This window comes from Pseudonocardia xinjiangensis, from assembly GCF_050948425.1.
In the GTDB taxonomy this organism is placed as follows: domain Bacteria; phylum Actinomycetota; class Actinomycetes; order Mycobacteriales; family Pseudonocardiaceae; genus Pseudonocardia; species Pseudonocardia xinjiangensis.
The window spans coordinates 1,579,093-1,596,669 of record NZ_CP192009.1; the positions used below are offsets into that span (position 1 = coordinate 1,579,093).

The following is a 17,577-nucleotide window of genomic DNA, read 5'->3' on the forward strand; positions in this document are numbered from 1 at the left end:
GAATCGGGGGTTTTTGTGTCGAGTTTTACGATTCGTGCGCCCGGGGGGGCTGCGCAGGAATATCGCAAATCCGGGATCTGGCGGGACTCGACCCCGGTCGGAGATCTGCGGCGATGGTGCCGAGAGACACCCGATGCCGTCGCGGTCAAGGCCTACCGGGCCGGTGGCGGACCCACGGAGATGAGCTCGGTGGAGATCGGCTACGCGGAGTACGGCCGACACGTGGAGCGCTTCGCCGGGGCGCTGTACGAGCTGGGTGTGCGGCCGGGCCAGGTGGTGTCCTGCCAGCTCCCGAACTGGTGGCAGGCCGGTGCGCTCCTGCTGGCGGCCATGCGGCTGCAGGCGGTGCTGGCCCCCGTCATGACCACCATCCGTCCCCGCGAGCTGGAGCGGGTGCTGGCCCGGGTGGGCGCGAGCGTCGTCGTCACGGTGGACGAATGGGCGGGGTTCGACCATGCCGCGGCACTGCGGGAGATCGCTCCCCGGCTGCCTCAGCTGCGACACCGGGTCGTCCTCGGGAAAGCGGACGACGGCGAGATCGAGTTCGCCTCGTTCTTCGAGGAAACGCCCTGGGAGCAGCGTCATCCGGTCGCTCTGGACGACGCGGTGGAGGATCCGGACCGGGTCGCCGCGATCTTCTTCACATCGGGCACGTCCGGCGAGCCGAAAGGCGCGCTGCACACCCACAACACGCTGTACGCCACGGTCTCGGCGACTGCCGAGCGGGACCGCCTCGGACCTCAGGACGTGCTCTTCACCCCGCACTCGTCGATGCACGTCCTGGGGCACCTGCTCGCCCTTCTCCCGCTGTTGCCCGGCGCGTGCAGCGTCCTGCTCGACTCGTGGTCGGGTGAACGGGGTGCTGCTGTCCTCTCCGGGACCGGCAGCACGGTCCTGATCGCCGCACCCTTCTTCGTCGAGGACCTCATCACGGCGGGGAGCGGACAGCCTCAGCACCTGCCCGCGCTCCGCATCGTCGGCTGCGGTGCCACCACCGTCCCGCGACCGCTGGTCGCGGAGGTGCCGCGGGTGTTCGGGGTACCGCTGCAGAGCGGGTGGGGGATGACCGAGATCGGGGTCGGCACGCTGACCAGCAGAGAGGATCCCCCGGACTGGGCTGCCCACAGCGACGGACGACCGCTCCCGTGGGCGGAGCTCGACCTGCGGTCGGACACCGAGATCACCGTGGACCGGCCGGGGCGGCTGTACGCCCGCGGCGGCGGCGTGTGTCTGGCGACACTGGGCCGGGACAGCGCTGCGCTCACTGTCATCGCCGAGCACGAGGACGGCTGGTTCGACACGGGCGACCTCGCCGTCCCGGACGGGCGGGGCGGAATCCGGCTGATGGGCCGGGCCGGCGACCGCATCGGCGGCGCGTTCATGATCCCGGTCAACGACGTCGAGTCCGAGCTGCTCACCCACCCGGGCGTCGCCGACGTCGCGCTGGTCGGCTATCCCGACGGCCACGGTGGCGAACTCGCCTGTGCCGTCGTCGTCGCGGCCGGCTCGCCCCCGGTCACCCTCGAGGAGCTGCGCGCCTACCTGACCGGCAAGGGCATGACCGACTGGTACCTGCCCAGCCGGCTGGAACTGGTCGGGCAGCTGCCCCGCAACGACAACGGCAAGGTGCGCAAGGAACTGCTGCGCCGCGAGCTGCAGACCGGGGCCGCGCTCACCACGGAGTGACCGCCCACGGGCCCCGGCCGCCCAGCCGGTGCACCCGGGGCACGCCACCGTGCGAGCGGTGGCGCGCCCCGGGGCCGGATCAGCGGACGGGCACGACCTCCGGTGCGCCCATCCGGGCGGCGTCGGCCGTCTCGTCGTCGGGCATCTTCTGGCTCTCCCGCTCGGCCTCCACGCGCTTGCGGTAGTGCTCCACCTCGCGCTCGATCTGCTCGCCGCTCCAGCCCAGCACCGGTGCGACGAGCCGGGCGGCCTCCTCGACGGCACCGATGCCGCGGTCGAAGGTCTCGATCGAGATCCGGGTGCGACGGGCGAGCACGTCGTCGAGATGCCGGGCGCCCTCGTGCGACGCCGCGTAGACGATCTCGGCCCGCAGGTGGTCGGGCGCGCCGGTCAGCGGCTCGCCCAGCGACGGGTCCTGCTCCACGAGGTCGAGGACCTCGTGGACGAGCGACCCGTACCGGCCGAGCAGGTGCTGGATGCGTGCCTCGTGCAGCCCGTAGCGCTCGGCCAGCACGTGTGCGGAGTTCTTCAGCGCCGTGAAGCCTTCGGCCCCCAGCAGCGGCACGTCCTCGGTGACCGACGGCGGAACCTTCTGGTAGAGCCCGTGCACCGCGGCGTCGACGGCGTCCTTGGCCATCACGCGGTAGGTGGTGTACTTGCCGCCAGCCACCACCACGAGACCGGGCACCGCATGCGACACCGCGTGCTCACGCGAGAGCATCGACGTCGACTCGGACTCGCCCGACAGCAGCGGCCGCAGCCCGGCGTAGACACCTTCCACATCGGCGTGGGTGAGGGGCTGCTCCAGCACCTTGTTGACGTGGTCGAGCAGGTAGTCGATGTCGGCGGCACTCGCCGCCGGATGGGCCAGCCCGAGCGTCCAGTCCGTGTCGGTGGTGCCGATGATCCAGTGCCGCCCCCACGGGATGACGAACAGCACGGACTTCTCCGTGCGCAGGATCAGCCCGGAGTCGCCGCGGATCCGGTCGTGCGGCACGACGAGGTGGATGCCCTTGCTCGCCCTGACGTGGAACTGCCCGCGCTCGCCCGCCAGGCTCTGGGTCTCGTCGGTCCACACGCCGGTGGCGTTGACGACCTGCCGGGCCTGCACCTTGATCGTGCGGCCGGACTCGAGGTCGTGCACCTCCGCCCCGGTGACCCGCTCGCCCTCGCGCAGCAGCGCCGTGACCCGCGCCCTGGACGCGATGTGGGCCCCGTAGGCCGCCGCCGTGCGGGCGACGAACATCGTGTGCCGGGCGTCGTCGACCTGCGCGTCGTAGTACTCCAGGGCCCCGACGAGAGCGTCCTTGCGCAGCGACGGGAACACCCGCCGGGCGCCGCGCCTGGTCAGGTGCCGGTGGTGCGGCACCCCCCTGGCCCGCCCGGACAGCAGCGCCAACGTGTCGTAGAGCGCCACGCCGGCGCCGGCGTACACCCGCTCCCACACGTGGTGGTTCAGCGGATAGATGAACGGCACCGGACGGACCAGGTGCGGGGCCAGCTTCTGGATGAGCAGACCCCGCTCCTGCAACGCCTCGGCGACGAGTCGGAAGTCCAGCATCTCCAGGTAGCGCAGGCCACCGTGGATGAGCTTGCTCGACCTGCTGGACGTGCCGGAGGCGAAGTCGCGAGCCTCGACGAGCCCGACGGTGAGGCCGCGGGTGGCGGCGTCGAGGGCAGATCCACTGCCCACGACACCGCCCCCGACGACCAGCACGTCGAGTTCGGTCGAGCTCATGGCCTCCAGTGCGGCCTCACGGGCCTGCGGAGAGAGCGCAACCGATCTCATGGTCTTCCTCTCATCGTCGTCATGAACGAGCCGGGCGGAGAACCGCTCAGTCGACGTCCACCCAGTCCAACGTCCTGGTGACGGCCTTCTTCCAGCGCTCGTACCCGTGGGAGCGCTGCTCATCGCTCCACCGGGGCTCCCAGCGCTTCGACTCGTTCCAGTTGGTGCGTAGCTCGTCGGTGTTCTTCCAGAACCCGACGGCCAGCCCCGCCGCGTACGCGGCACCCAGCGCCGTGGTCTCCGCGACGACCGGCCGGCTGACCGGTACGCCGAGCACGTCGGCCTGGATCTGCATGCACAGCTCGTTGGCGGTGACCCCGCCGTCGACCTTGAGCACCTCCAGGTGGACTCCGGAGTCCTTCTCCATCGCCTCGGCCACGTCGCGGCTCTGGTAACAGATCGCCTCCAGCGTCGCCCGGGCCAGGTGGGCGTTGGTGTTGTACCGGGAGAGCCCGACGATCGCGCCGCGGGCGTCGGAACGCCAGTACGGGGCGAAGAGCCCCGAGAACGCCGGGACGAAGTAGACGCCGCCGTTGTCCTCCACCTGACGGGCCAGCGACTCGCTCTCCGCGGCCCCCGAGATGATCCCGAGCTGGTCACGCAGCCACTGCACGGCCGACCCCGTGACGGCGATCGAACCCTCCAGCGCGTAGACCACCGGCTCGTCACCGAACTTGTAGCAGACGGTGGAAAGCAGCCCGGCCTTCGAGCGCACCAGCTCCGTGCCCGTGTTGAGCAGCATGAAGTTGCCGGTGCCGTAGGTGTTCTTCGCCTCGCCGGGGGCGAAGCACACCTGGCCGACGGTGGCCGCCTGCTGGTCGCCGAGGTCGCCGGTGATCGGGACCTCGCCGGCCAGCGGGCCCTTCGTGAGCGTGGTGCCGTAGGACTCCGGGCACGAGCTCGGCTTGATCTCGGGCAGCATCGACCGCGGGATGTTGAAGAAGCCGAGCAGCTCGTCGTCCCAGTCGAGCGTCTCGAGGTTCATCAGCATCGTGCGGCTGGCGTTCGTCGGGTCGGTGACGTGGACGCCGCCGTCCTTGCCGCCCGTGAGGTTCCACATCAGCCAGGTGTCGGTGTTGCCGAAGATCGCGTTGCCGCTCTCCGCCGCCTCCCGGGCCCCGTCGACGTTCTCCAGGATCCACTGGACCTTGCCGCCGGAGAAGTAGGTGGCCGGCGGCAGCCCGGCCTTCTGCCGGATGACGTCGCCGCGCCCGTCCCGGTCGAGCGCCGACGCGATCCGGTCGGTGCGGGTGTCCTGCCAGACGATCGCGTTGTACAGCGGGCGTCCCGTGCGCTTGTCCCACACGACGGCTGTCTCGCGCTGGTTGGTGATGCCCAGTGACACCAGGTCCGACGACGATAGGCCGGACCTGTTGAGCGCGGTCTGGACCACCGCCGACGCGCGCTCCCAGATCTCGACGGGATTGTGCTCCACCCAGCCGGCCTGCGGCAGGATCTGGTCGTGTTCGAGCTGGTGGCGACCCACCTCGTTGCCCGAGTGGTCGAAGATCATGAAGCGGGTGCTGGTGGTGCCCTGGTCGATGGCACCGACGAACTCGGCCATGAGTTGTCTCCGCTGGTGTTGGTGGGTCCTACCGAGGGACGTCGCGGCCCACGGGAGTGGGCTCGGAGGTCTCTTCGGCGGCGACGATGAAGCGGTTGATGCAGACCTGGAACAGCCCGCCGCCGATGAGGCCACCGATGATCGGTGCCACGATCGGCAGCCACCAATAAGGTGTGCCGTTCTGGTCGGTCCAGGCGGTCGAGTATCCGGTGATGTACGACGCGAGCCGGGGCCCGAAGTCACGGGCCGGGTTGATGGCGTAGCCCGCGTTCGCCCCCCAGGCCATGCCGATGCCCACCACGAGCAGCCCGATGACCACCGGAACGAGGTTGGCCAATGGTGGGTTGTTCCGCGCGTTGACCAGCGCGAAGACCACGAACACCAGGATCGCGGTGCCGATGATCTGGTCGAAGAACGCGGTCGTGAGGCTGATGCCGGCTGCGCCGTTGCCCGGGAGCGTGGAGAAGATGATCTGCGTCTTGTAGGTGTGGCCCGGGTCGATCATGTCGATGTAGTTGGCGTAGTTGAACCGGACGATGAGGGCGGCGACGAACGCCCCCGCCGTCTGCGCCACCACGTAGGGCGCGACCTTGCGCCAGGGGAACCCCTGGAACGCGGCCAGTGCGATCGTCACGGCCGGGTTGATGTGGCCGCCGCTGAGACGGCCCGCCACGTAGACACCGAGGATCACGCCGATGCCCCAGGCCCAGGCGATGGAGTCGTGGTCTCCCAGGCTGCTGCCACCTGCGACGACCTGCGCGACCACGCCTGCCCCGAACAACAAGAGGATCATGGTGCCGAAGAACTCGGCCGCCAGTTCCCCGATATACGAGTTCTTCGCCATCGAAGCCCTCCTTGGAAGGTGCCGCTCGAATCGGCGGTTCCTGAACGCTAGGAACGGGTGTGACCTGCGGTCAACGTCCGAGGTTCGGCATTGTCGAACCACCGATCGGACGAACATCACATTGGGGTCGACTGGACGGATCGAGGCGGGCAGCCCGTGAACGGCGTGTCGCGCTGCGTCGATCAGCGGTACACGGGCCGTACAGTCGGTCCGTGCCGGGGTTCATCCAGTCCATCGAGCGCGCAGCGGCGGTGCTGCGGCTGCTGGGGAGCACGGACCGGCCCCTCGGGCTGAAGGAGATCGCGGCGGCCCTGGACCTCCCGCCTCCCACCGCCCACGGGATCGTCCGGACCCTGCGGGAGGTCGGGTTCGTCGAACAGGACGTGGAGAGCTCCCGCTACCGGCTCGGTCCGGGGCTGCAGGAGCTGGGCGGTGGCGGCTGGGACCCGCACGACCTGCGTGCCCGGGCGATGAACTGGGCGGACTCCCTCGCCGGCAGCACGGGGATGGCGGTGCAGGTGGGCATCGCGGCATCGACGTCGGTCCGGCTCGTCCACCACGTGTTCCGGCCGGACGGGTCACCCCAGCGGATCCGGACGGGGGAGGAGCAGCCCCTGCACGCCACCGCACTGGGCAAGTGCCTGCTCGCGTTCGCGCCGGTGGCCACCCCGCACGCCCGGGAGCTCGACCTGCAGCGCTGGACCGGCCGCACCTGCACCACGGTGGCGGCGCTGGAAGCCCACCTCGCCGTGGCCCGCCGTCGCGGCTGGGCGAGCGACACCGGCGAGTACGAGACGGGGGTGGGCGGGGCGGCGGCCCCGTTGCGGTCCAGCGGCGGAATGGTCGTCGCGGCGATCGCCGTGGTCGGTCCGGTGGAGGAGCTCTTCGGCCTGGGCGGGGAGTTGCGGCCGTGGATGCTGGAGCAGATGGTGGGCGCTGCGCGGGAGATCTCGGCGGCGCTGATGGAGGGGCGATGACGCGGCGGAGGGGGCAGCCATGACCGAGCGCGTCGTCGCCGCGATCGACCAGGGCACCACGTCCACCCGGTGCCTGTTGTTCAACCGGTCCGGGCGGATGATCGCCGTGGCGCAGCGCGAGCACCGCCAGTACTACCCGCGCCCCGGGCTCGTCGAGCACGACGCGGCGGAGATCTGGCGCAATGTCACGCGCGTCGTCCCGGCCGCCCTGCGCAACGCGGGCCTCACCCCGGACAACATCGTCGGGCTGGGGATCGCGAACCAGCGCGAGACCACCGTGATCTGGAACCGGCACACCGGCGTCCCCCTCGCGCCCGCGATCACCTGGCAGGACACGCGCACCGACGGCATCGTCGCCCGCCTGGCCGACGACGGGCACGCCGCCCTGATCAAGGACATCTGCGGGCTGCCGCCCGCCACCTACTTCGCCGGCCCGCGGCTGCGCTGGCTGCTGGACCACGTGCCGGGCGCCCGGGACGGCGCGGAGGCGGGCGACGTCCTGTTCGGCACGATGGAGAGCTGGCTCATCTGGCGGCTCACCGGCGGCCCGGACGGCGGCCGGCACGTCAGTGACGTCACCAACGCCAGCCGCACGATGCTGATGGACGTCCGGACGCTCGAGTGGTCGGAGAAGCTGCTGGAGGTGCTGGCGGTGCCCCGGCGGATGCTGCCCGAGATCCGCCCCAACGCCGAGGTGTACGGCACCTGCACGGCGGTGCTGCCCGGCGTTCCGGTGGCCGGGGCGCTCGGCGACCAGCAGGCCGCGCTCGTCGGGCAGGCGTGCTTCTCGCCCGGCGAGATCAAGTGCACCTACGGGACGGGCGCGTTCCTGCTGATGAACACCGGGACGCGGCTGGCCGAGTCGACCCACGGGCTGATCCCGACGGTCGGGTACGTGCTCGGGGACAAGCCCGTCTACGCGCTGGAGGGCGCGATCGCCATGACGGGGTCGCTCGTGCAGTGGTTCCGCGACTCGCTCGGGATGATCGCGACGGCCGCCCAGATCGAGACGCTCGCCAGTTCCGTCCCCGACAACGGCGGGTGCTACATCGTCCCCGCGTTCTCGGGGCTGTACTCACCGCGCTGGCACCCCGATGCGCGCGGCGTGATGGTCGGGCTGACGTCGTTCATCAACCGCGGCCACCTCGCCAGGGCCGTGCTCGAGGCCACCGGCTGGCAGACGCGCGAGGTGATCGACGCGATGAACGCCGACTCCGGGGTGCCGGTCACCAGGCTCAAGGTCGACGGCGGCATGACCGCCAACCACCTGCTGATGCAGTTCGTCGCGGACGTCCTCGACGTGCCGGTGGAGCGGCCGCTGGTGTCGGAGGCCGTCTCGCTGGGCGCTGCGTACGCGGCCGGGCTGGCGGTCGGGCACTGGTCCGACCTGGAGGTGCTGCGCGCGAACTGGCACCGTGCTGCCGCTTGGGAGCCCGCGATGGACGCGGCCCTGCGCCGGCGCGAGCACGAGAACTGGGGACGCGCGGTGAACCGCAGCTACGGCTGGGTGCAGACGCCCGCAGGCGACTGACCACCCCGTCGCGACCGGCACCGCGTCAGCTGGTCGCCGGGACCGGCACGGGTCCGTCGGGGTCGCGCTCCGACCAGCGCACCCCGCGACGGGCACCGGCGATCACCAGCACGACGGTGCCGAGCGCGATCGGGAAGAGCCACATCGCCACCACGTCCAGGGTCCCCCGGCCGTCGACGGCGAAGGCGCCGTCCGGGGCCCCCAGGTACTGGGCCACCCACTGGAACGCGAGGTGGAACCCGATGGGCGCCCATACGCTGCCGGCCACCACCCGCAGTGCACCGAGCGCCAGGCTGAACGAGAAGAACAGGAGCACCCGGTCCACCGAGCCGGCCGCCCCCAGCACCGTGCCCCAGACGGTGAACAGCGCCGCCTGCCCGGTGACGGCCGTCCAGCGCGTGAAGCGGTCCGCCAGGTTGCGGTACAGGTAGCCGCGGAATATCAGCTCCTCGGGAAGGGCCTCGAAGAGCACCACCAGCACCGGCAGGTAGAGGGCGAGCAGCAGCGCCTGTGCGTCGATGTCGACGACGGCGATCGTGGCCCCGCCCGCCGCGATGGTCACGGCCGTCCCGACGGCGGCCGCGCCGAGCCAGAACGCGGCCCCGGACAGCAGGGACCGCAGCCCCCCGCCGCGCAGCGGCGTGAGGGCCAGCCCCGCCCACGGGCGCGCGTCGAGGTGGCGGCGGCCCAGCACCACCAGTGGCACGGCCAGCACCGCCGTCAGCACGGCGCGCAGGGCGTGGCCGAGCCGGTCGTCGGGCGGGTTGCCGAAGAACGGGTCGAGCCCGGCGTCGACGGCGACCCAGATCAGGGTGGCCGCCCCGAGCACGACGACCGTCCGGACGGCCGGCGGTGGGCGCCATGACCTCAGCCGCCGGGATGCGGACGGTCCAGGCGGTACGGCCGAGCCCAGGTCCCCCATGGTCGTCGAGTGTGGCGGCGGGGAGCCGTGGCGGTCGTCATCCCTTCGTCGGATCCACGGCCCGCCGGCGGGAGAGCATCCAGTGGACGGCGAAGGCGATGCCGGCGCCGATGAACCAGCTGAACGCGGCGGCGCCCGCGGAACCGAGGAGCACCACGGCCATCGCGAGCGCCGCGCCCACCGCCGTGGCTCCGATCGCGATCGGGTTGTAGCCGCGGTGGAAGTGGTAGCTGCCGTCGGGGCGCAGCGTGTAGAGGTCGTCCACCACGACCCGGCGCCCCTTGATGAGGTAGTAGTCGGCGATCAGCACGCCGTAGAGCGGGCCGATGAACGCACCGAGCGTGTCGAGCGTGTAGTGGATGACGTCCGGGCTGGAGTACAGGTTCCACGGCGTGATCAGCACGGAGCCGACGGCGGCGATCATCCCGCCGGCCCGCCAGCTGATCTTCTGCGGGCTGACGTTGGAGAAGTCGAACGCGGGCGAGACGAAGTTGGCGACGATGTTGATCCCGATCGTGGCGATCATGAAGGTGAGGGCGCCGAGCACCACCGCGTAGGTGTTGTCGAGCCGCGCGACGGTCTCGACGGGGTCGGTGATGAGCTCGCCGAACACCGGCTGCGTCGCGGCAGCGGTGATCACCACGAGCAGCGCGAACACCAGGAAGTTCAGGGGCAGCCCGAGCAGGTTGCCGCGGCGCACCGCCGCGAAGCTGCGGCCGTAGCGGGCGAAGTCGCCGTAGTTGAGCATCGGCCCGGAGAAGTACGAGACGACCAGCGCGATCGCCGTGAGCATCACCGGCACCGTGGCCCAGCCGTGGATGCTCACCTCGGCGAGGTTCAGGTCGATGTTGCTCCAGCCCGCCTCCAGCACGAGGTAGCCCGCCAGCAGGAACATCACGACGTACACGGCGGGCCCGCAGAAGTCGATGAACTTCCGGATGGCCTCCATGCCGTTCCAGAACACGGCGGCCTGCAGCAGCCACATGGCCACGAACGCGACCCAGCCCACCAGCGACAGCCCGGCGAAGCCGTGCTGTGCCACGTCGGCGTAGGGCCCGAGCCCCGGCCACAGCTTGAGCCCGACGATCACCAGCGAGTGCGAGGCGAGGTAGGTCTGGATCCCGTACCAGGCCACCGCGATCAGCCCGCGGATGATCGCCGGCACGTTGGCGCCGAGCACCCCGAACGACGCCCGGCAGATCACGGGGTAGGGCGTGCCGGTCGCCTGGCTCGGCCGCGCGACGAGGTTGCACAGGACGTAGACGATCGAGATGCCGACGAGCAGCGCGACGAGCACCTGCCAGGCCGCGAGGCCGAGGGCGAACAGGCTGCCCGCCGTGACGTACCCGCCGACGCTGTGCACGTCGGACATCCAGAAGGCGAAGAAGTTGTACGAGGTCCAGTGCTGCTCCCGCAGCGGCGCGAGGTCCTCGTTGGTGAGCCGCGGGTCGTGCTCGGCGACCGGGGCCGGGCGTTCTCCGGCGTGTTCGAGCGAATCGGTCATGCTGACCTCCCGGGCGCGGCGATCGTGTACCGGAAAGGTAGGTGTCACGCCCGTACGCGGAGAAGCGATGCACAGCCCGTCACGAGATCTTCGCGCCGGGGAAACACCGGCCGCCTGGTTCAGGCGATCGTGAAATCTCGGAGCAACCCGGTGTAGGTCTTGGGTCGGGGAGCCGCGAACTCACCGCGCGCGCCGGTGCGCAGCCCGAGCGCCACCAGCGACTCCACGGTGCGCGTGGCGGCCGTGACGCCGTCCACGACCGGCACGCCGATGCGCGCGCTGATGTCCGTGCACAGGTCGGCCATGCCGGCGCACCCGAGCACGATCGCGTCCGATCCGTCCTCGGCCACCGCCCGGCGGCACTCCTCGGTGATCACCCCACGGGCGTCCGAGCCCGGGTCGTCCAGGTCGAGCACGGGGATCTCGCAGGCGCGCACCGCGCGGCAGAAGCGCTGCACGCCGTACCGCTCGGCGAGGTCCCAGGCGCGCCCGCAGGTCCGTCCCAGCGTCGTGACCACGCTGAACCCGCGGCCGAGGTACGTCGCCGTGCGCATGGCCGCCTCGGCGATGCCAACCACCGGACCGGTCGCGAGCTCGCGCGCGGCGTCGAGGCCGGGATCACCGAAGCACGCCACCACGTACCCGTCGACGCCGTCGGCCTCCCCGCGGGCGATCTCCGCGAGCAGGCCGGGGACGGCGAGCGCCTCGTCGTAGTGGCTCTCGATCGACGCAGGCCCCATGCCCGGGTTGACGGCGCGGACCGTGGTGCCCTCCGACGCCGCAGCCTGCGCGCACGCGCCGATCCGCTCCGTCATCGATGCGGTGGTGTTGGGGTTGACGACCAGGATCCGCACGGCGGTCAGTGGCGCGGCACGGGCGGGAGGGTGGACCAGACCTCGTCACCGCGCAGCGCCTCCGCCAGCGCCTCGATGTGGGGGACCACCAGCCGGGCCCCGTCCAGCTCGCCCGGCTCCGCGTACCCCCACGCCACCCCGACCGTCGGGATGCCGTGCTCCGCCGCGCCGTCGACGTCGTGGTGGCGGTCACCGACCATCACCACCGGCTGCCGGGCCGGGTCGACACCCAGCCGCTCGATCACGGACCGGACGACGGCCGCCTTGCCCACCCGGCCGCCCACGTGGTCGGCCCCTCCGACGAGGTCCAGGAACCCGGCGAGCCCGACACCCGCGACGATCTTGCGCGCGAGCTCCTCGGGCTTCGAGGTGGCGACCGCCAGCCGCAGGTCCGCCTCGCGCAGGCGCTCCAGCAGCGCGGGGACGCCGGGGTAGACGGGGGTGACCGTGGCGGCCACCGCGTCGTAGGAGGCGCGGTACGCGGTGATCGCGGCGGAGGTCTGCTCGTCGGTCAGCCCGAGCTCCGGCAGCGCGGTCTCGAACGGTGGCCCGACCAGCCGGCGCAACCGTTCCGCGTCCGGCACCGGGAAGCCGACCTCGGTCAGCGCGGCTGCGAGATGCTCGGTGATCGTGGCGGCGGAGTCGACGAGGGTGCCGTCGAGGTCGAGCAGGACAGTGCGCACCGACCCGAGCCTACGTCCCGGGCCGCGGGGAGCCACCGGTGCGCCGGGTGACGCCGTGCGGGGCCACCCCGCGGTGGCACTGCCGCACGGGGTGCGGTAGCCCTTCTCCCGTGACGGACTGGGGCAAGCTGATCATCGCGGTGGGACTGCGGGTGGAAGACTTCGCGGAGTCGGTGGTCGCGGCGCTGGCCCGCCTGCGCGGCCGGCGCCACCCGGTGATCGTCCCGTTCATCGGGCACGGCACCACCCGGCGCGTCCGGGTGGGTGCCCGGCTCGTGCTCGGGCGGGAGGCCGCCGCGCCGTCGGTGCTGGCCACGGCCTCGGGGGAGGGTCCGGCCACGCCGCGCTCGCGGCGCGCGGTGCTGCGGGCGAGCATCGCGCGGTTCCTCACCATCGAGGTGCCGGGTGCGGAGGTGACGATCCATCTCCCCGGCGGCGACGTCGTGGTCCGGACCGACCGTGACGGGTACGTCGACCACGAGGTCGAGCTGACCGACGTCGCGCCGGGGTGGCTGGAGGTCGGGCTGACCGGGCCAGCGGGATCCACCGCCACGGCGCGCGTGCTGGTGACCGACCCGGATGCGCGCATCGGGCTGGTCAGCGACGTGGACGACACGATCGTGGACACCGGGCTCACCCGCGGCCTGGACTTCCTGCGCGTCACCCTGCTCACCGACGTGCAGGACCGCACCCCGCTGCCCGGCGCCGCGGCCCTCTACCGCGCGCTCGTCACCACCCCGGCGGGCGAGCCGGCGCGTCCGGTCTTCTACGTCTCCACGAGCCCGTGGAACCTGCACGAGATGCTCCTGCAGTTCGTGGGCCTGCGCGGGTTCCCGCTCGGCCCGCTGCTGCTCACCGACTGGGGGCCCTCCCACACCGGGCTGTTCCGCATCGGGGCGCAGGCCCACAAGCTCGGGCTGGTGCGCCGGTTGCTCGACGAGCACCCGCACCTGCGGCTGATCCTGATCGGGGACAGCGGGCAGGAGGATCCCGAGATCTACGCGACGCTCGCCCGCGCGACCCCCGACCGGGTGGCCGCGGTGTACATCCGCCGCACCACGGGAGCCGATCCGGTGCGGCTGCGCCAGGTCGACGACCTCGCCGCCGAGATCACCGCTGCCGGGGTCCCGATGCTCGCCGTGGACGACAGCGCGCAGATCGCCGTCCATGCCGCCACGCTGGGACTGCTCGACCGGGCCGCGGTGGCTTCGGTCCGCGCGGAGCTCGCCCGCTGAACCGGCATCTCAGGTGTCCATGTCGCGCAGCGCACCGTGGGCGGTGGTCGTCGGCCTGACCTCGACCAGTTCGAACACCCGCATCCAGCCCGGCACCGTGGCTGCGCAGGTCAGGGGCCGCCCCGTCTCCACCCGCCGCTCGCGCAGCCGGACCGAGCAGGCGGGGTCGGCCAGCTCCACCCGCCAGCCGGGGCTGCCGTCCGCCTGCTGTTCGGCGACGATGTCGACGGGCCGCAGGGCATCCACCCCCGTCGCCCCGGTGGCCATCCGCGCATGGTGCTGCGCGGCCTGGACGGCCGGGGGCAGCGACGAGCGCCCGCGCATCCAGAGCGGGTCCAGCCGCCCGTCGGCGTAGTCGCGCACGACCGCGGGCGCGTCCTGCGCCGTCAGTCCGCCGAGCACGTAGCCGTGGGGGAGCAGGACCAGCGCCGGGGCGAAGCGGCAGCCGCCGATGTGGCTGCACTCCCAGACGGGGGCGGGGTCGGCGGCGGCGAGTGCGGCGGCCAGCGGGCGTCCGCGCACCGCGCAGCAGGTGTCGTGGCGGCCGTGGGTGCACACGAGGTGCAGCGGCCCCACGTACGGCACACCGGGGGCGTGCACCGCCTCCACCAGCTCCGCCTCGTCGACGAAGGTCCCGGTGCGGATCGACTCGTGCCCGGGGCGGGAGTCGACGCGGAACCAGCGGCGCGGCCACCCGGGGGTGTCGCCGGGGACGACGTCCTCGGTGGGGCCCGCCGCCCGGCCCGGCCGGCGCACGAGGACCAGCCGCCCGGCCTCGGTGGCCACCCAGGCCGAGATCGCGGCGACCGCCGCGGGATGTATCCCCGACTGCGAGAGGGGGACCCGGCCCCACGGTCCACCGTGTTCGACCACGAACCAGCGGTCGGCCGGGGGTGCCGTGCCCTCACGTGGGTCGTGTGCAGCGTCGGCGACGAACGAGCAGCGTGGCCAGGGCCCCGCCGCTGTCATGCGTGAGTGGCCGGCACCAGCACGCCCTCCCGAAGCAGGCGGCGCACCAGCACGAGCTGGTCGGCCTCGTCCATTCCCGGAAGGCTACCCACCGAGCAGGTCGTCCCGCTCACCAGCGCGCGCACCGCGGCCTCCGTGGCCGCGGGGAGCGTGATCTGCCGGTCGGGCAGGCTCAGCACGACTTGCTCGTCGCGCAGGGCGACCCGGTGGCGCAGCCCCACCCGGCGCCGCACGCCGTCCCCGGTGGCGAGATGCTCGATGAACGTCGCCACGGCCACCGGCCGCACCGGCTCGGGCCGCCCACCCGTCCAGACCCGCCCTCGGACGCGGCGTGCCACGTCCTCGGCGCTCACCTGCGGTAGTGCCTCGGCGAGGGCCGAGCGCACGGCGTCGAGATGCGGCGCGAGCTGCTCGGGGTCGGACACGTCGATGCCCAGGGGCAACGACGCCCGCAGCGCCGCGTCGTGGGCCACGAGCGCGGTCAGCGCCTCCACCAGCGCGTAGCGCGTGACGACGTGGACGCCGACCGTCAGGTGCGCCGAGACGTCGCCCAGCGCGGTGGCGGCGTGCAGCCAGCCCCGCGGCAGGTACATGACGTCGCCGGGCTCCAGGACCGTGTCGATGACCGGGGTGTCGTCACGCGCGCGGGCGGCCACCGCGGTGGCGTGCGCGTTCCACGGTTGGTCGCGCAACGGGTCGGCGTGCACCGGAGCGTGCACCGTCCAGTGCTTGCGCCCGGCGAGCTGCAGGACGAACACGTCGTGCACGTCGTAGTGGGCCGAGAACCCGCGCGAGGACGGGGGAGTCACGTAGGCGTTGGCCTGGACGGGATGGCCGAGCTCCTCGGACAGCAGCGTCGCGAAGTCGATCACTGCGGGCCACGTGCGGTGCAGCGCCTGCAGCACCACGGTGGTGCCGTCGGCGAAGAGCGCCGCCACCTTGTCGTCGTGGACCTGGTCGCCGATCTCCGCGCCCGCCCCGCCCGGGCCGGTGAACGAGCCGGAGTCGACAACGGAGCCGTTGCGCGCCAGGCGCAGGAACGGGGTGCGCAGGCCGCGCCGCGAGAGCAGCTCGTCCACGCCGTCGAGGTCGAGCAGGTCGCGGAAGCCGTCGGGGTCGGCGCCGCGCACGAGCCGTGGCTCCCGTCCCCAGTGCCGGGCACCGAAGGTGTCGGCGTCGAGCCCGGTGACCCGGGCGAGAGCACCGGGGGCGACGGCGTCCGGAGGCGGGGCGGTGGGTGCCGGCCGCCCCAGCACGGGGCGTCCGGCACCACCGGGTCGGGTGACCTCAGCGGGCACCGCTGTCCGCTCCGCCGTCGGCTCCGCCGTCGTGGACGCCCGGGGTGCCGCCGCCCGCCCCGGAGTCGGCCGGTCCCTCGGCGCCGGAGTCGGCCCCGCCGTCGGCTCCACCGTCGTGCACGCCCGGGGTGCCACCGCCCGCCCCCGAGTCGGCCGGTCCCTCGGCGCCGGAGTCGGCCCCGCCGTCCGCTCCGCCGTCGTGGACGCCAGGGGTGCCACCTGCGCCGGAGTCGGCCGGTCCCTCGGCGCCGGAGTCGGCTCCGCCGTCAGCCCCGCCGTCCGCTCCACCGTCGTGCACACCAGGGGTGCCGCCGCCCGCGCCGGAGTCGGCCGGGCCCTCGTTACCGCCGCCTGCAGTCGTCGTCATGTCGTCGTCGTCGAGCGCCATCGAGCTCCTCCTCTGCTGGTGCGTCACCACTGCGATGACGGCCGGGGACTACCCGGTTCCCTCCGGTTATAGGCCGATGCGGGATCGGTCACCCTCCCCGCTGGTCGCAGCCACCCGGTTGTCGGCGGAACCCCACAGGTACCCCCACCGTTGGGTAAAGCGTTCGTAATGCCATGGGCGATGTTGGAGGACCACGTGCTGGAGATCAGCGGGCTCACCTGGGCGGTGACGATCGGACTGGTCGTCGCGCTACTGGCGCTCGACCTCGTGCTGGCGGCGGTGCGCCCGCACCGCATCGGCTTCCGTGAGGCCACGGCGTGGTCGGTGTTCTACGTCGGGGTCGCCGTCGCGTTCGGCGTGTGGTTCGCCATGACCTACGGCGGTGACTTCGGCACGCAGTACTTCGCCGGCTACATCGTCGAGAAGAGCCTGTCGGTCGACAACCTGTTCGTCTTCGTCATCATCATGACGACGTTCGCCGTGCCGGAGGAGCACCAGCACAAGGTCCTGACCTTCGGGATCGTGCTCGCTCTCATCATGCGGGCGATCTTCATCGCGCTCGGCGCCACGCTGCTCTCGTTGTTCTCGTTCATGTTCCTGCTGTTCGGCCTGCTGCTGGTCTACACCGCCGTGCAGATGTTCCGGCATCGCAACGAGGATCCGGACGTGGAGGACAACGCGGTGATCCGCAGCGCCCGGCGCGTTCTGCCGATCACCGACGAGTACGTCGGCGGCCGGATCGTCACGAGGGTCGACGGTCGCCGCATGCTGACACCGCTCTTCATCGTGCTGATCGCGATCGGCAGCATCGACCTGTTGTTCGCGCTCGACTCGATCCCCGCCGTGTTCGGGGTGACCGAGGAGGCCTACATCGTCTTCGCGGCCAACGCGTTCGCCCTGCTCGGCCTGCGGGCGCTGTTCTTCCTGGTGAAGGGCCTGCTCGACCGTTTGGTGTACCTGTCGATGGGCCTGTCGATCATCCTGGCCTTCATCGGGGCCAAGCTGATCCTGCACTGGGCCCACGTGGACCTGAGCCCGAGCGTCCCGGAGATCTCCACGCCGGTGAGCCTCGGCGTGATCGTCGTGGTGCTCGCCGTGGTCACCGTGGCGAGCCTGGCAAAGACCAGGAGCGACCCGACGGCGAAGGCCCACGCCGGTTCGTTGCGCGCCCGCAAGCATGTGACGGCCGATCAGGAGCGCGGCGGGGCCTGACCCCGCGCCCGTTCTCCGTGCACTAAATCGAGTGCGGCGCGGATATGTCGGGTTATGTCTGATCTATCGGTTTGGTCGTGTGGGAGCGCTCACCTTGCGAGCGCTGTTCCGATGATAGATA

At 72.1% G+C, this 17,577-nt stretch carries 15 protein-coding genes; 5 read left to right on the forward strand and 10 right to left on the reverse strand.

The window, feature by feature from the left end:
• The first annotated feature begins 15 nt into the window (after window positions 1-15).
• A complete protein-coding gene (locus ACQPZA_RS07570) occupies window positions 16-1,686 on the forward strand; it encodes an AMP-binding protein (RefSeq protein WP_433279585.1) in 1,671 nt (556 codons plus the stop codon).
• Between the two features lie 79 nt (window positions 1,687-1,765).
• On the opposite strand, the gene ACQPZA_RS07575 is transcribed toward ACQPZA_RS07570, so the two are convergent.
• From ACQPZA_RS07575 to ACQPZA_RS07585, 3 genes are read right to left on the reverse strand one after another with little or no spacing between them, the layout of a single operon-like run.
• The gene (locus ACQPZA_RS07575) at window positions 1,766-3,475 is read right to left on the reverse strand and encodes a glycerol-3-phosphate dehydrogenase/oxidase (RefSeq protein WP_433279586.1); all 1,710 of its coding nucleotides are present in this window, start codon (window positions 3,473-3,475) and stop codon (window positions 1,766-1,768) included.
• 46 nt (window positions 3,476-3,521) lie between these two features.
• Complete coding sequence (gene glpK / locus ACQPZA_RS07580) at window positions 3,522-5,039, reverse strand: glycerol kinase GlpK (RefSeq protein ID WP_169398228.1); 1,518 nt, start codon at window positions 5,037-5,039, stop codon at window positions 3,522-3,524.
• Between the two features lie 28 nt (window positions 5,040-5,067).
• The gene (locus ACQPZA_RS07585) at window positions 5,068-5,883 is read right to left on the reverse strand and encodes an MIP/aquaporin family protein (RefSeq protein ID WP_433279587.1); all 816 of its coding nucleotides are present in this window, start codon (window positions 5,881-5,883) and stop codon (window positions 5,068-5,070) included.
• 212 nt (window positions 5,884-6,095) lie between these two features.
• On the opposite strand from ACQPZA_RS07585, the gene ACQPZA_RS07590 reads away from it, so the two are divergent.
• Both ACQPZA_RS07590 and glpK (ACQPZA_RS07595) read left to right on the forward strand, forming a co-directional pair.
• Window positions 6,096-6,860 (forward strand): IclR family transcriptional regulator, encoded by a 765-nt coding sequence (locus tag ACQPZA_RS07590; RefSeq protein ID WP_169398226.1) that lies wholly within the window; start codon window positions 6,096-6,098, stop codon window positions 6,858-6,860.
• A 19-nt stretch (window positions 6,861-6,879) separates the two neighbouring features.
• Window positions 6,880-8,391: a glycerol kinase GlpK gene (gene glpK / locus ACQPZA_RS07595; protein WP_169398225.1), complete on the forward strand. Its 1,512-nt coding sequence runs from the start codon at window positions 6,880-6,882 to the stop codon at window positions 8,389-8,391.
• A gap of 25 nt (window positions 8,392-8,416) precedes the next feature.
• Here glpK (ACQPZA_RS07595) and ACQPZA_RS07600 read toward each other — a convergent pair whose 3' ends face one another.
• The 4 genes from ACQPZA_RS07600 to ACQPZA_RS07615 form a co-directional block, all read right to left on the reverse strand.
• Complete coding sequence (locus ACQPZA_RS07600) at window positions 8,417-9,313, reverse strand: lysostaphin resistance A-like protein (protein WP_433279588.1); 897 nt, start codon at window positions 9,311-9,313, stop codon at window positions 8,417-8,419.
• Between the two features lie 37 nt (window positions 9,314-9,350).
• Window positions 9,351-10,817, reverse strand: coding sequence for an NCS1 family nucleobase:cation symporter-1 (locus tag ACQPZA_RS07605; protein WP_433279589.1), 1,467 nt, complete (start codon window positions 10,815-10,817; stop codon window positions 9,351-9,353).
• A 119-nt stretch (window positions 10,818-10,936) separates the two neighbouring features.
• Window positions 10,937-11,671 (reverse strand): aspartate/glutamate racemase family protein, encoded by a 735-nt coding sequence (locus ACQPZA_RS07610; protein ID WP_433279590.1) that lies wholly within the window; start codon window positions 11,669-11,671, stop codon window positions 10,937-10,939.
• A gap of 5 nt (window positions 11,672-11,676) precedes the next feature.
• The gene (locus ACQPZA_RS07615) at window positions 11,677-12,354 is read right to left on the reverse strand and encodes an HAD hydrolase-like protein (protein ID WP_433279591.1); all 678 of its coding nucleotides are present in this window, start codon (window positions 12,352-12,354) and stop codon (window positions 11,677-11,679) included.
• A gap of 110 nt (window positions 12,355-12,464) precedes the next feature.
• Here ACQPZA_RS07615 and ACQPZA_RS07620 point away from each other — a divergent pair, with 110 nt between their 5' ends.
• Entirely contained in the window at window positions 12,465-13,589 is a 1,125-nt protein-coding gene (locus tag ACQPZA_RS07620; RefSeq protein ID WP_169398221.1) for an App1 family protein, read from the forward strand.
• Window positions 13,590-13,598: 9 nt separating this feature from the next.
• On the opposite strand, the gene ACQPZA_RS07625 is transcribed toward ACQPZA_RS07620, so the two are convergent.
• Genes ACQPZA_RS07625 through ACQPZA_RS07635 form a run of 3 tightly spaced genes read right to left on the reverse strand, consistent with a single transcriptional unit; the run spans window position 13,599 to window position 16,244 of the window.
• Window positions 13,599-14,558 (reverse strand): sucrase ferredoxin, encoded by a 960-nt coding sequence (locus ACQPZA_RS07625; RefSeq protein ID WP_433279592.1) that lies wholly within the window; start codon window positions 14,556-14,558, stop codon window positions 13,599-13,601.
• Window positions 14,555-15,856 (reverse strand): cupin domain-containing protein, encoded by a 1,302-nt coding sequence (locus ACQPZA_RS07630; protein WP_433279593.1) that lies wholly within the window; start codon window positions 15,854-15,856, stop codon window positions 14,555-14,557. The genes ACQPZA_RS07625 and ACQPZA_RS07630 overlap by 4 nt, the downstream gene beginning before the upstream one ends.
• Window positions 15,846-16,244 carry a BatC protein gene (locus ACQPZA_RS07635; protein WP_169398219.1) on the reverse strand — a complete coding sequence of 133 codons (399 nt, stop codon included), beginning with the start codon at window positions 16,242-16,244 and terminating at the stop codon, window positions 15,846-15,848. Before ACQPZA_RS07635 ends, ACQPZA_RS07630 begins: the two co-directional genes overlap by 11 nt.
• A 180-nt stretch (window positions 16,245-16,424) precedes the next feature.
• Here ACQPZA_RS07635 and ACQPZA_RS07640 point away from each other — a divergent pair, with 180 nt between their 5' ends.
• Window positions 16,425-17,456: a TerC/Alx family metal homeostasis membrane protein gene (locus tag ACQPZA_RS07640; RefSeq protein WP_433279594.1), complete on the forward strand. Its 1,032-nt coding sequence runs from the start codon at window positions 16,425-16,427 to the stop codon at window positions 17,454-17,456.
• Window positions 17,457-17,577 lie beyond the last annotated feature (121 nt).